At 65.9% G+C, this 13,354-nt stretch carries 12 protein-coding genes and 1 pseudogene; 6 read left to right on the forward strand and 7 right to left on the reverse strand.

What is annotated here, in order from left to right:
- On the forward strand, nt 1-323 hold a 323-nt coding region (locus Q8M88_RS02555; protein ID WP_305594681.1), incomplete at its 5' end, for a hypothetical protein.
- Nucleotides 324-395: 72 nt separating this feature from the next.
- Nucleotides 396-566, forward strand: coding sequence for a hypothetical protein (locus Q8M88_RS02560; protein ID WP_305594682.1), 171 nt, complete (start codon nt 396-398; stop codon nt 564-566).
- Nucleotides 567-671: 105 nt separating this feature from the next.
- On the opposite strand, the gene Q8M88_RS02565 is transcribed toward Q8M88_RS02560, so the two are convergent.
- From Q8M88_RS02565 to Q8M88_RS02580, 4 genes are all read right to left on the reverse strand, one after another.
- Entirely contained in the window at nt 672-1,985 is a 1,314-nt protein-coding gene (locus Q8M88_RS02565; protein ID WP_305594683.1) for an aromatic ring-hydroxylating dioxygenase subunit alpha, read from the reverse strand.
- A gap of 287 nt (nt 1,986-2,272) precedes the next feature.
- Nucleotides 2,273-3,586, reverse strand: coding sequence for an MFS transporter (locus Q8M88_RS02570; protein WP_305594684.1), 1,314 nt, complete (start codon nt 3,584-3,586; stop codon nt 2,273-2,275).
- 131 nt (nt 3,587-3,717) lie between these two features.
- Nucleotides 3,718-4,848: an alpha/beta fold hydrolase gene (locus Q8M88_RS02575; RefSeq protein ID WP_305594685.1), complete on the reverse strand. Its 1,131-nt coding sequence runs from the start codon at nt 4,846-4,848 to the stop codon at nt 3,718-3,720.
- A 149-nt stretch (nt 4,849-4,997) separates the two neighbouring features.
- Nucleotides 4,998-5,750 carry an IclR family transcriptional regulator gene (locus Q8M88_RS02580; protein ID WP_305594686.1) on the reverse strand — a complete coding sequence of 251 codons (753 nt, stop codon included), beginning with the start codon at nt 5,748-5,750 and terminating at the stop codon, nt 4,998-5,000.
- Between the two features lie 232 nt (nt 5,751-5,982).
- On the opposite strand from Q8M88_RS02580, the gene Q8M88_RS02585 reads away from it, so the two are divergent.
- Nucleotides 5,983-6,846 (forward strand): VOC family protein, encoded by an 864-nt coding sequence (locus Q8M88_RS02585; protein ID WP_305594687.1) that lies wholly within the window; start codon nt 5,983-5,985, stop codon nt 6,844-6,846.
- A 43-nt stretch (nt 6,847-6,889) separates the two neighbouring features.
- On the opposite strand, the gene Q8M88_RS02590 is transcribed toward Q8M88_RS02585, so the two are convergent.
- Nucleotides 6,890-7,696 carry a crotonase/enoyl-CoA hydratase family protein gene (locus Q8M88_RS02590; RefSeq protein WP_305594688.1) on the reverse strand — a complete coding sequence of 269 codons (807 nt, stop codon included), beginning with the start codon at nt 7,694-7,696 and terminating at the stop codon, nt 6,890-6,892.
- A 106-nt stretch (nt 7,697-7,802) separates the two neighbouring features.
- Between Q8M88_RS02590 and Q8M88_RS02595 the strand changes: the two genes are divergently transcribed.
- From Q8M88_RS02595 to Q8M88_RS02605, 3 genes are all read left to right on the forward strand, one after another.
- Nucleotides 7,803-9,368, forward strand: coding sequence for an AMP-binding protein (locus Q8M88_RS02595; protein WP_305594689.1), 1,566 nt, complete (start codon nt 7,803-7,805; stop codon nt 9,366-9,368).
- A 152-nt stretch (nt 9,369-9,520) separates the two neighbouring features.
- Nucleotides 9,521-11,176 (forward strand): FAD-dependent monooxygenase, encoded by a 1,656-nt coding sequence (locus Q8M88_RS02600; RefSeq protein WP_305594690.1) that lies wholly within the window; start codon nt 9,521-9,523, stop codon nt 11,174-11,176.
- Between the two features lie 53 nt (nt 11,177-11,229).
- Nucleotides 11,230-11,559, forward strand: a complete 330-nt coding sequence (locus Q8M88_RS02605; protein ID WP_305594691.1) for a hypothetical protein — start codon at nt 11,230-11,232, stop codon at nt 11,557-11,559.
- Between the two features lie 534 nt (nt 11,560-12,093).
- Here Q8M88_RS02605 and Q8M88_RS02610 read toward each other — a convergent pair.
- Both Q8M88_RS02610 and Q8M88_RS02615 read right to left on the reverse strand, forming a co-directional pair.
- Complete coding sequence (locus tag Q8M88_RS02610; protein WP_305594692.1) at nt 12,094-12,999, reverse strand: SDR family oxidoreductase; 906 nt, start codon at nt 12,997-12,999, stop codon at nt 12,094-12,096.
- A gap of 223 nt (nt 13,000-13,222) precedes the next feature.
- A pseudogene (locus tag Q8M88_RS02615) lies at nt 13,223-13,354 on the reverse strand (IS5/IS1182 family transposase); the annotation flags it as partial.

Raw genomic sequence — 13,354 nt, forward strand, 5'->3', positions numbered from 1 at the left:
GCGAATTCCCGGAGATAGACGCCTGCTCGCTGGCCATTTTCGGTCTGACCGCCGATCAGGCGGAGGATGCCGCGCGTCCCGCCGACTGGGACCGCGTCGAGCATCAACCTATCCCGCGTCAGGTGGAGGCGTTCGAGGCGGCCGGCTGGGACGTCACCGACGACAAGCGGCGGCCCTTGCGGACCTTCGGCCATTTCAATCAGCAGCTCTGGCTGGCCGTGCGCGGCGTGGCCGGCGAACTGCCGTTCCAGGCCGAGGTCGAACAGCCCGACGCCTGGAGCACATCGCTGGCCGCCGATGCGGCCCGCTTCCGCAAGCGCTAGGCCGTCATCGTTCGGCGTTGAACACAGATCAGCGGACCGCCCGATCGGGCGCTCGCCAGCCTCGGGGCAGAGATGAAATCACCGATCAAGCGGCTCTCCGACCTGAAGCGAACGCCTCACCGAACCGAGACCTATGCCCCGCCGACGCCGAAGGTGTCGCGCCAGATGCCCGCCAAGGTGTTGACCGCCGCCGAGCGGGCCGCGTTCCTGGCTTCCCGTCCCGACCTCAAGCCCAAGGCGTAGGCCTCCAGCAACGCAGAAGGCCCGCCATCGCTGACGGGCCTTCCGATCACGTTTGCCGCGTGGCGTGTCCCTGAGCCACAGCTGGCTCAGGGACCGCGTCCGGTCCTAGTCTTCGGTGGTTTCCGCATGCTGACCGGTGGTCAGTCGCGCGTTCCATTCACGCCAGAACACACGCATCTGCAGCTCGCCCGGGCCGCCTTTGACGTTGCCGTTCATCCCGCGCGAGATGTCCGACCACTCGACTTCCTTGTGGGTCGCGAAACCCATCTGGCAGCCTTCAAGGCCTTCCACGTCGTCGGGCGTCGCGAAGCCGCCCGGACCCTGGAAGCCCAGGTACCAATCAAGGCGCGCCTTGCGCAGGGCGGGGGTGTCTTCCTTGGGCATAGCCGCCCAGCCGTTGATCTCCATGTAGTCCGGACTGGTCGGATAGAAGGTGCGGAACACGAACCAGCCATCGATGATGATCAGGTTGGGGAAGATCAGGTAGTTGCCGGCGCCGCCCTCAATCATGCGGGCCTTTTCCGGGCCATGCCCGGCGACCAGGAACTTGCGGTACGCCTCGAGTTCCTCAGGCGCGTACTTCTCGAGGTAGGGCGTGGCCACGCCGCCTTGGCGTGCGGCCGTCGGAAGGCTGCCGGTCACGTGGCCGTTGCCGAGCGGAACCGCGCCGATGCGCTCATTGCCCACCTGAACCGACTCTTCCATGGGCTGGCGACCGCCGCCCAGGCCGACGCTGGGCATCCATTGGGCGAAGAAACGCTCGTGGGTGAAGGCGGCGTGGTAGCCGTCCATGCTGTTTTCGACGAGCAGCTTCCAGTTGGCCCGCATCGAATATTTGAAGTGGCCTTCGACGAACTCCATGTCGCCCTTGTCCATCGTGTTGGCGATGACGTTGAGCGCGGCTTCGCCCATGTACGACTCGAACTCTTCGATGTCGGGGTCGAAGCTGATGAAGATCAGACCGCGGAAGTTATGCATCCGCGGGGCCGGCTCGAGGCCCAGGGATTCACGGTCGAAGGCTTCGCTGTAAGCCTCTTCGCCCGGGATGCCCTTGAGCTCGCCGCGGGTGTTATAGATCCACCCATGGTAGAAACAGCGGAAGACCTCCGCGCCCGAACCCTTGTGCTCGCGACAGACCAGATTGCCGCGGTGGCGGCAGGTGTTCATCAGCGCGCGGACCTCTCCGTCGTCGCTGGTCACCAGGATGATCGGACGTCCGGCCACCGTGCGGGTGATGAAGTCGCCAGGCTTGGGGAATTCCGACACGTGGCCGGCGAACAGCCAGGACTTGTCGAAGATCTTCTCACGCTCGAGCTTCAGGATGTCGTCGTCGACGAACGCCGAACGGTGCACCCGGAAGATGCCGGATTCCTTGTCATCGATAATGAGACCGGCGGTGTTTTCACCAAAATCTGGCATCTGAATTCCTCCTCATTCGATCGCGGCGGTCGCGTGAATCCGACCTTTATCCAATTCCTGTAGCCAGTTCGCGTCGGCCGCGCGCCCGCTTAGCGCAGGCGACAGATCGTGTCGATCAGCAGCCTGCCGCCGTCCTGACGATGCTGTCGCCAGCGGACGCGTCAACATCATGCCCTGAATGGCCTTACCATTCCATACATGATTTGCGCCGATCGGTCAGCGAAAACCTGCGCGGGGGCTTCAGCAGCCCCTGAGACGTCTCGATCAGCCCGAGCTGAGCCCGAGAGCTACTCCGCCGGCGCGGTCTGCGGCGTCGGCGGCGCGGCGCGCTTGTCGTTCATCGGCCGGACCAGCAGGGTCAGCGCCGCGCACACCAGCCAGGTGCCGATCAGCACACGGTAGGCCCATGTATAGGCGCCCGTCGCATCGAACATCGCCCCGGCGAAGAACGGGCCGGACGCCATCGCGAAAGTGGTCAGGAACTGGGTCATGCCGGTGATCGAGCCCAGGTGCTTGCGCCCGAAGTAGGCGGGCCAGATCAGCGGCTGCAGCACCAGGAAGCCGCCCAGCGCCAGGCCCTGGAACGCGGCGGCCGCGAACATCATGGTCTCGGTGTGCGCCATCAGATTGATGCCCACGCCCAGCGACGTGCAGATCGCCTGGATGACTACCGCATGCTGGACGCTCAGCCGATCGGCGATCGCGCCCCAGACGAACCGCGACAGGAACGAGAACACGCCATAGACCGCCAGCCCCCAGGCCGCGACCTCGGCGCTGAAGCCGAGGCTCCTGTAGAACGGCACCATGCTGGAGGCGTTTGTCGACATCGAGAACAGGCCGATGCTCATGGCGAGCGTCAGCAACCAGAGCGTCGGCGAGCGCATCGCCTCGCTGAGCGTGTAGCTCCGCTCGCTCGCCGCCGAGACCTGGACGCGTCCGGCGACCGCGGGCTTGGGGGCGGCGCCGTCGTCGGGGAGCAGTCCCATGTCCTCTGGCGCGCGGCGCACGAACGGCAGGAACGGGATCAGCAGGGCGATGGTGAGCGCGCCCATCCATACCCACCCTTCGCGCCAGCCTGCCGTGTCGTTGATGGCGTTGGCGATGGGACTCATGATGAGGGCGGAGACGCCGCTGCCGGACACCGCGATGCTCATCGCCAGGCCCCGCTTGGCGACGAACCACTTGGGGATCAGTACGGCCGACAGCAGCCGCCCGGTGCCGATGCTGCCGACACCGCCCAGGACGCCGAACAGCAGGATGAACACCCACGGGTCCTTGACCCAATAGAGCGCGATCATCGAGCCCCCGTCCAGCAGCACGCCCACGAGGGTGATGATCCACGGGCCGTGCTTGCGGTCGAAGTACTTGCCGACCAGCAGGCCGCCGAACGCGCCCACCAGCCAGCGCATGGTCAGCGCGCCCATGATCTCGGCGCGCGGCCAGCCGGTGTCGGCCTGCATGGGCCCCACGAACACCTGCAGCGCCCAGAACGCCATGCCGTTGCTGACGAACATGGACATGAAGCCGGCGGCGACGATGGTCCAGCCGAAGTAGAACGGCAGGCCGAACGGGCGGCGCTTCACGGTGGTGTCTAGGGTCATGGGAATCGCCTGATCGCGGTTTTTGGCTGTCGCGTCAGGTTAGCCGCCAGGCCGGCGGTGTCTGGCCATTTTCGGACCTTGTGGCGCGAGCGTCCCGGCGTCGCGTGGCGACGCCGGGAGCGTCGTGCCGCCTAGGCCGGTACGGCGTCGAACGCCTTCAGGCCGACCTTAAGGCTTTCCGGGTCGGCATACATGCCGGGGTTCGGCTTGGGGAAGCCGCTCTTGGGCTCCTGCACGACGCGGGGATCGATCGGGCGGCGCAGCGAGACGTTGGCCTTCACAGCGGTGGGCCAGCTCACCTTGCCGTCCCGGAAGAACTCCAGCGCCGCGGCGTTGAAAATCTCCGGTTGGTCGGTCTGGCCCTGGTGGCCGCATTCCTGCGGGTAGAAGAACTGGATGTTCGGGGCGTAGTCCTCCTGCATGTAGCCGTTCTCCACCGGCAGGATCACATCCTGCATCCCGTACATGTAGATCATCGGGATGGTCAGCTTCTGGATCCGGCCCGCGGTCTGGAAGATCTGCTGCATGTTCGGATCGGGACCGTCGGCGACATCGGCGGGCGTGCCGTAGGCCTTACCGGCCTTGATGCGCGCCTCGCGCTGGCGGGTGGCGGCCAGGTAGCGCATCCGCACCAGCTCCGGCCACACGGCCTTGGGCTCATAGATGATCCCGTCCATCAGGCGCTGCATGCCGGCCTCGGTGCCGTCCCACTGCACAGCCTCGCGCATCTCCTGAGAATAGCGCTTCGGATTGAACTTGCCGTCCGACGGCTTCACCAGGGTGGTCAGGTCGATGTTATCGAGGAAGCCCGCGATGAACATCACGCTCAGCACCCGTTCCGGGTTGCTGACCACGAAGTTACAGCAGGTGATGCAACCCATGGAGTTGCCGGCGATGTGCGCCTTGTCGATGCATAAGGCGTCCATGAACATCTTGGCGAAGTCGTTGCGGGCCTTGATGCTGTTGTCGAGATAGGCGGGGTTGCTGACGTCGGACAGACCGTATCCCGGTTGGTCAGGGCAGTATACGCGGAAGCCAGCGGCGGCCAGAACCGGGGCCATGAACCGCCAGCCGGCGGTGCCCGATGAGCCTTCGATGCCGCCGTGGAACAGCACGACGGCGGGGCCCTTGTCGCCGGCGGTGATGTAGTGGGCGCGGCGCCCGTCGGCCAGGCGCACCCAGCGGCTCGCCAGGCCCGGAATGTCGATGATGTCTTCGTCGGTGAGGCCGCGGCCCGGCGCGGAGTGCTGATCGTTCGCCATTGTCTGCTCCCTTGGCGTGCAGGCGCGGGTCGTGTGCCGCCCGGCCTTCGCATCGTCTGCACGCTTCATAAGGGGTTTGGGGATCGCCTCACAGCATACGGCTGCTTTTTCACACACGTGAAATCGGCGACCACAGTATTGGGCAGGCCTCAGTGCGGCGGCGTCGCTTCGAGCGCCGCGATCCGTCCGCGCATTTCCGACAGGATGCTGTCGCGCTGCTCTTCAAGCTGGTGGGCGTGGATCGCCACGCCGAGCGCGAAGGTGCGCCCGTAGCGGCTGCCGGGCAGCAGCATCGACAGCACGGCGCTGTCGGGTATCGGCATGTTGACGGTGATCATGTAGCCCTCACGCCGCGCGAATTCGACCTGTTCGATGATCTTGCAGTAGTCGACCGGCTCCGCCGCAGCCTTGGAGTAGTTGATGTGATGGCAGATGCGCTTGATCTCCTTGTCGGAGTGTTCGCTGAGCAGCATCAGGCCAACGCCGGACGCCGCCAGCGGGCGAAGCGTCCCGGGCGCCGCCTCAAAGTGCAGCAGCGGTTGCTCGGCCACGGTGTGGATGTATTGCGCCGAAAGCCCGCTCTGGGTCGCCAGGATCACCACCTGACCGGTCGCAGCGTGCAGGTCCTTCATCAACCGGAGGATCTCGCCGTCGCCGAATAGCGCGGCCTCCACCCACAGGCCCAGGTGGGCGATCCGCATGGTCGGCAGGTAGGTGCGGGACTTGGCGTTGAAGTCGAGGTAGCCGAGTGAGACCAGGCTCTTGAGCAGGGCCGAACCGCTGGACGGCGCGTATCCGAACTCCTCGCAGATCGACTTCAGCGACAGCGGCCGGCGCTCGCGATCGAACATCTCGAAGATGGCGAAGGCGCGCTGGGTCGACTTGACCACCGCCCCGGCCATCAACCCACGGTCCCAGGCGCTCGCGCCGCGATTTCACGCATATGAAAATGTGGCGGCAGACGAAAAAGCAAAATGGATTTTCCGCGGGGCTGTTACAAATGAGACCATAGCTCTTGATGAACCACCCCGAAACGGGGGGCGGGGGCGACTGGCTGCGGCCACCCGGCTGCGACTGACGATCCTCGGCGGCGCGTGGACGCGCGTAACCGCGGTGAAGGGAGAGGAAACGTCGATGGCGATTGTTGACCGGCTTGGCTACGTCGCGCTGGGCGTCAGGAACCTGGAAGAGGCGGTGACGCTCTATTCGCGCGTCGGCAGGCTCGAGGAATCGGAGCGGCGCGGCCGCACGGCGTTCATGAGCGCCGGTATCGACCATCATTGGCTGCGCCTGGAGGAAGGCGACACCGACGGCGTCAACCGCGTCGGCTACGAAGTGGCGGGGCCCGAGGCGCTGGAAGCCGCACGCGACGTGCTGGGCCAATGGAACATCGACTACGACGAGGCCAAGGATCCGGCGAACGAGCGCGTGGCCCACCGCCTGCGCTTCGTCGATCCGGGCGGCATGCCAGTCGAGCTGTTCTACGGAATGCAACAGCGCGCCAACGAGTGGTCGGGGCAGGGCATCAAGATCAAGAAGCTGCTGCACGCCGGCTGGGCCACCCCGAACATCGACGAAGTGGCGCGTTTCTATCAGGAGGGCCTGGGCTTCAAGCTCTCGGACCAGATCGAGGATCTGGCGTTGTTCATGCGCGCCAACGATCGTTACCACCACTCGCTGGTGCTGCTGGGCCTGAAGGTGGACAAGGCCAGCTTTGGGCACTTCTGCTTCCTGGTGGATTCCCTCGACGATGTGATGCGCATCCGCACCAACGCGCTGCGCAACGACGCCAAGATCAGCATGGACCTCATGCGTCACGCTCCGTCGGGGTCGGCGGCGGTCTACTTCCGCGACACCGCGCGGATGCTGGACTTCGAATACTGCTTCGATCACGCCCAGGTCGACGACGCCACGCACAAGCCGCGCATCCTGCACAACACCCCGGAAGCCGGCAACGTCTGGGAAAAGCAGCTCTCGGACCCGATCACTTTCAACTGAGGCGTTCCGCGCACCTGTCTCCCGACGGGTGCGCGGGCCTTGGCTATCTGGCCGACCAGACGGGATTGCGCTTCTCGGCGAAGGCCAGCACGCCTTCGCGCCCGTCCGCCGACGCCATCACGCCCGGCATTTCGGCATAGGTCTGGGCCCAGCCGCTGGTTTCATGTTCGACATGGCCGTTGATCGCGCCGCGGGCGATGCGTTTCGACGCCTGCACCGCCAGGGGCGCATTGGCGGTGATCCGGGCGGCGAGCGCCAGCGCCGTCTCCAGGACCTGCTTCTGAGGCGCCACCGCATTCACCAGCCCGAGCTCCAACGCCCGCGCCGCGCTGATCCGATCGCCGGTGAGCAATAGCTCCATGGCGATCTTGGGCGGCAGCTGCGAGGTCAGGCGGAAGGCCCCGCCCGCCCCGGCGATGATCCCGCGCTTCACCTCGGGCAGGCCGAAGCTCGCCGTATCGGCCGCCACCGCCAGGTCGCTGGCTAGGGTCAGTTCAGTGCCGCCGCCCAGCGCAAACCCGTTCACCGCGGCGATGGTCGGCTTGCTGATGTGGTGGGTGGCGTAGCCCGCGAAGCCCCAGGCCGCCTGGGCGGGATCATCCGGCCCCAGTTTCTCGCCGCGGGAGATGGCCTTCAGGTCGGCGCCCGCGCAGAACGCCTGGTCGCCGGCGCCGGTGATGATCACCGCCCAAACGCCCGGGTCCTTGTCGGCTTCCTCAAGCGCCAAGCCGACGCCCATATGGACCCCCAGGTTCACCGCGTTGCGCGCCTCGGGCCGGTTGATGGTGACGATCATCACGTGTCCGTCCCGGTCGACGAGGACGGGCTGGGATGATTGCGGTTGGCTCATGCGGTTCCTCCTGATGCGGTCTTGCGCGCCGCGCCGTGCGATACGGGGCGGATCAATCGAACAGATCGGTTAGGCTGCGGCAACAATCAGAAGAGAGGAAACCGCGATGTCCGACCCGGAACTCCTTGTCGGCCCGACACTGGCCGAGTTCGAGCGGCTCGCCATGCAGCGCTGGCCCGACCGCGAGGCCCTGGTCGGCGGAGGACGGCGGGTCAGCTATCGGGAGATGTCGGCCGACGCCAACCGCTTCGCGCGCTTCCTGAAAGGCTTGGGCCTGAAGCGCGGCGACGCGGTCGCCGTCCTGTCGGCCAACCGCCCGGAGCTGGTGGCCGCGATCCAGGGCGCGCAGATCCTCGGCCTGCGCTGCACGCCGTTGCATCCGATGGGCTCGGAAGACGACCAGGCGTTCATCCTGGAGGACGCCGAGATCGACGCCCTGATCGTCGACGTGGAGAATCACTCGGCGCGGGGTCGCGCGCTGATGGGCCGCGTCAGCCTGAAGCACGTCGTCACCCTGGGCGCCGGCGACTACGGGGTCGACGCCCTGTCCGGCATGGCCCCGCTCGACGGCGCGGATCTTCCGATCGAGGCGCGGCCCGAGGACATCTGCGTGATCAACTACACCGGCGGCACCACCGGCCGGCCCAAGGGCGTGGTCCACCGCCACCGCAGCCGGGTGCACATGCTGACCAACGAACTGGCCTACTGGGAATGGCCCCAGGAGGTGCGCTTCCTGATCGCCACGCCGATGTCGCACGCCGCCGGCTCGATGCTGGACGCCACCCTGGTGAAGGGCGGGACGTTCCACTTCCACGCCTCCTTCGACGTCGAGGCGTTCCTGGAGACCATCCAACGCGAGAAGATCACGGCCACCTTCCTGGTGCCGACCATGCTCTACGTGCTGCTCGATCACCCGCGGTTGAAGGATTACGACCTCTCCAGCCTGGAGATGCTGATCTACGGAGCCGCGCCGATGTCCCCGACTCGCCTGAAGCAGGCGCTGGAGGTGTTCGGCCCGATCATCAGCCAGCTCTACGGCCAGTCCGAAGTACCCCAGACCATCACCTACATGAGCAAGAGCGACCACGACCTGTCGCGTCCCGAACGCCTGGAGTCCTGCGGCCTGCCGATCCCTACCAACCAGGTGAGGTTGATCCGGCCCGACGGCCAGGAGGCGCAGCAGGGCGAGCCCGGCGAGATCTGCGTGCGCGGCCCGATCGTCATGGAAGGCTACTGGAAGCGCCCGGAGGAGACGGAGAAGGCGTTCGCCGGCGGCTGGCTGCATACTGGCGACGTGGCCCGGCGCGACGCCGACGGCTACCTCTATATCGTCGACCGGACCAAGGACATGATCATCTCCGGCGGCTTCAACGTCTTCCCGCGCGAGGTCGAGGACGTGCTGGCCGACCATCCGGCGGTGGCCATGGCGGCGGTGGTAGGCGCCCCGGACGAGAAGTGGGGCGAGACCGTGAAGGCCTTCGTCACCCTCAAGGCCGGCGCCAGCGTCAGCGAGGCCGAGCTGATCGCCTTCGTGCGCGAGCGCAAAGGCGTGGTTTACGCGCCTAAGATGGTCGAGATGGTGGACGCTCTGCCGCTCACCGCGCTCGGCAAGCTCGACAAGAAGGCCCTGCGCGACCGCATCTGGGCCGGCCGCGAACGCCAGGTCGGTTGAGGCCTTGTCGCGTCCTCGAGCTTTCAGCTTTTATCAATTCGCCGGTTGAGGCGAATGTCTGCTCCCATCGCGCGTCGTCCTCGCTATGGATGCGGGAACGGCATTCGTGCGGGCGCCAAGAACCCCCGGCGAGAGAGATTAGGGAGCCCTAGATGACTCAGGCGGCCGCTCAAGACTTCGACGTGATCGTTGTGGGGGCCGGGCCCGTGGGCCTGACGGCGACGATCGACATGGGTCGGCGCGGCGTCAAGGTGCTGATCATGGAGCGTGATCCCGACACCGCGCCCTGGCCGAAGATGGACCGTTCCAACCAGCGGACCATGGAGATGTACCGTCGACTCGGAATCGTCGACCGCGTCCGGGAGCTGGGCTACCCGGCCGACAATCCGATGGACGTGATCATCGCGGAACGGGGCTCCGGGCCGCTGGTCGCGGTGCAGAAATACCCTTCGGTGGCCGAGCGCCGCGCGATGATCGCGGAATCGGAAGATGGCTACTGGCCTCTCGAGCCGTATCAACTGGTCGCGCAGAACGCGATCGAGCCGCTGCTGCGCCAGGTCGCGGAGCATGAAACACCGAACACCACCGTACGCTACGGCCTGGCGTTCACCGGCCTCGAGCAGGATGAGACCGGGGTCACCGTCCACGCCCGTCGCATCGACGGCGGTGAGGAGACCTTCCGCTGCGCCTACGTCCTGGGGTCCGACGGCGGCGCCAGCGCGGTGCGTAAGGCGGCCGGCATCAATCTGGAGGGCCGCGCGGCCCTGCGCGAAACCCGGCAGGTGATCTTCTGGTCGGAGAAACTCTACGAGAAGCTGGGCGAGACGATCGGCAAGGGCCGCCACTACATGTTCATGCGCGGCATGGGCGTGAGCAGCCTGATCGCCCAGGGAAACCGCAAAGAGTTTTCCACAGGCACCTTCCTGCCCGCCGACACCGACTTCGAGCCGCTGATCCGCGACATGCTGGGCTTCGGCGACGAGGTGGATATCGAAATCCGCCATGTCACCAACTGGCGCCTGCACCTGTTGCTGGCCGACAGGTACCGGAATGGCCGGGTCTTCCTGGCCGGGGACGCCGCCCACCTGGTCATCCCCACGGGCGGCCTGGGCATGAATTCCGGCATCGGCGACGCCATCGACCTGAGCTGGAAACTGGCCGCCATCGTCAAGGGCTGGGCCGGACCGCAGATGGCTGACAGCTACGAGCAGGAGCGCAGGCCGGTCGCGCAGCGCAACATCCAGGCTTCCGCCTGGGCTTCGGACGGCGCCGACATCTTCGGCCTTGGACACTTCCGGGTCGACAATCTGGCCGACACGCCGGAAGCCCGCGAGGCGCGCAAGAAGATGATCGACACCCACTTCCTGGAGGTGGGTCGGATGCACAACATGATCGGTGCGGAGACCTGCTACACCTACGCCGGCTCGCCTTTGGTGGCCCACGAACCCGGCAACGTGCCGATCTGGGATATCAACAAGATCGTGCCGCACGGCCGGCCGGGCATCCGCATCCCGCACATGTGGCTGAAGGACGGTAGTCCGCTCCAGGACAACCTGGGTTTCGACTACAATCTCCTTGATCTGCGCGGCGACCAGGACACCAGCGGGTTCGAGGCGGCGTTCAAGGAGATCGGCGCGCGGCTCGAGGTAAAGCGCATGGACGAGCCGAAGCTGCGCAAGGTCTACAACGGCGCGCTGTTCCTGCTCCGCCCCGACCTGCACATCGCCTGGCGTGGCGATGGACCGCCGGCCGACGCGCGCGCCATCGCGCTGATGGCGACCGGGCACGGTCCGGCCTTCAAACCCTAGGCGCCGCGTTCCGCCTTGGCCCCCCAGCGCCAGACCATATCAAGGAGACTGACTTGAGCGAGGACGAGACGAAATCCGAGAACTACGGCGGCGGCGACACGCCGCGGACCCGGGGCTTCGGCGAGGTCATGACCGTCACCGGTGAGACGGTGATCTACAGCGGAACCGAACTGACGATCTTCTCGATCCAGAACCTCGAGCCGCTCGAGGGCGGCGCCACGGGGCTGTTCAGCTACCGGCTGACCCGCGCCGAAACGCCCATGACGACCGTCGACGTGGCGCCTGGAGTGGGTATCCGCCACAATGTGACCGGCCTGGTGTTGAACGTGAAGCCGGGCGGCAAGCCGTGGAAGTGCGTGATCCAGCAGCTTGTGCCTGGCTGACCCGTCGGGGCCAGACGCTCAGGTCGCTGAGCGTGGAGCCGCCGTTCGCCGCGATGCACTGGCCGGTGACATAGCCGCGAGGCCTCCGGTCAGGAACGCCGCGGCCGAGCAATCTTGACTGATAGGGCGGCCCTTACAAATTGTCCCCCGTCCATAGGAAATGTCCCTCGTGCCCTCTTGCTTGGGGGGTCCGGGGGGACTTTTGACGGGACGTTTGACCGACGTCGCCGGGACATTTCTTTTGTCGGATTGTCCCGGCGGGGACGTTGAGGGGACCGTTAGGCGACATTTCGGCAAGGCTGATCGGCCTCAGCATAGGAGGTCAGAGAGTTGGGGCTAAAAGAGGCCCGGGCGCTGGTTCGGCTCATTCGTCCTTCTGTCCGGCGCTAGCGATTATGCCGCGTCCGGGGGCAACGAGGGCCGGTCAGTGTGCTACGGGCGCGCGTCGCAGCGCTCGCTCAGGCTCCGTTCCACCCAGTGCACGGCAAGACGCTGTGTGCGGAATCCAAAGTGGCAAGTGGTGCGCGCTCATCGTCACGCGATGCCGGCGCTGCCGGTTACACCGTAGACCTCGCCGGTGATGAAACTGGCTTCCTGGGACGCGAGTAGAACGTAAATCGGCGCGATCTCTACCGGCTGACCTGGGCGACCAAAAGCGGAGTGCTCCCCGAAGTGCTGCACCTTTGCCTGGGTCTGACCACCGGATGGCTGCAACGCAGTCCAGAAGGGGCCCGGGGCCACCACGTTTACCCGCACACCCTTCTCAATCAGCTGCTTGGCCAATGCCTTGCTGAAGGCGACGATGCCAGCCTTGGTGGTGGCGTAGTCGAGCAGCGATTCCGACGGGTCGTAAGCCTGAACGGAAGCGGTATTGATGATCGCAGCTCCAGGGCGGAGGTGGGGTATCGCCGCTTGGCTGATCCAGAACATCGCATAGAGGTTGGTCTTCATAGTCGCGTCGAACTGTTCGGCGGTGATTTCCGCAATGCCAGGCTGGGTGACCTGCTTTCCGGCGTTGTTGACGAGGATGTCGAGACCGCCGAGCGCCTCTACGGCCTTCGTCACCAGCTCTTTGCAGAACGCTTGCTCCTTGATGTCGCCGGGCAACGCGACCGCCTTTCGACCATCTGCTTCTATTAGCGAGATGACCTCGCGAGCATCGGTCTCTTCCGCCGGCAAATAGACGATGGCCACGTCCGCGCCCTCCCTGGCGTAGGCGATTGCCGCGGCCCTCCCGATCCCAGAGTCGCCACCGGTGACGAGGGCCTTGCGACCCTCAAGTCGACCATGGCCGCGATAGCTCGTCTCGCCGTGATCGGGCTGAGGGTCCATTTTCGCCGCGAGCCCTGGGGCGGGTTGCGGTTGCTTTGGGAATGGAGGCTTCGGGTATTGGTCTCGGGGGTCTTGCATCTGCAGGCGCTGGTCGGCGGCGTGGGGCATGGCGGATCTCCCTATCGGGAGTTCAACCTTCAAGCCGGCGAATGGCTCCGGGTATTAGTTGTGAGTGTCGTCGTTAGCGTCCGCGGGGGATTAGCACCGAGAGAGGCATCTCACGCCCACCAAATCTTCTGCCCGCGTGAGGGCAGCCGGGGTCACAGCCCACTGCGGATCAATGCGAATGATCCTTGCTCCGGCTCGTTCGGATGGGGCTCGGCAGCTAGGGTCAGGACTCATTGATCCAGAAGATGAAGGCTGCGGCGAAGGCGATAGCTGACAGGAAGGTGTGGGCGCATCGGTCGTAGCGGGTGTGGATGCGTCGCCAGTCCTTGAGGCGGGCGAAGAGGTTCTCGATGCG

It is taken from the genome of Phenylobacterium sp. (assembly GCF_030693805.1).
Taxonomy (GTDB): domain Bacteria; phylum Pseudomonadota; class Alphaproteobacteria; order Caulobacterales; family Caulobacteraceae; genus Phenylobacterium.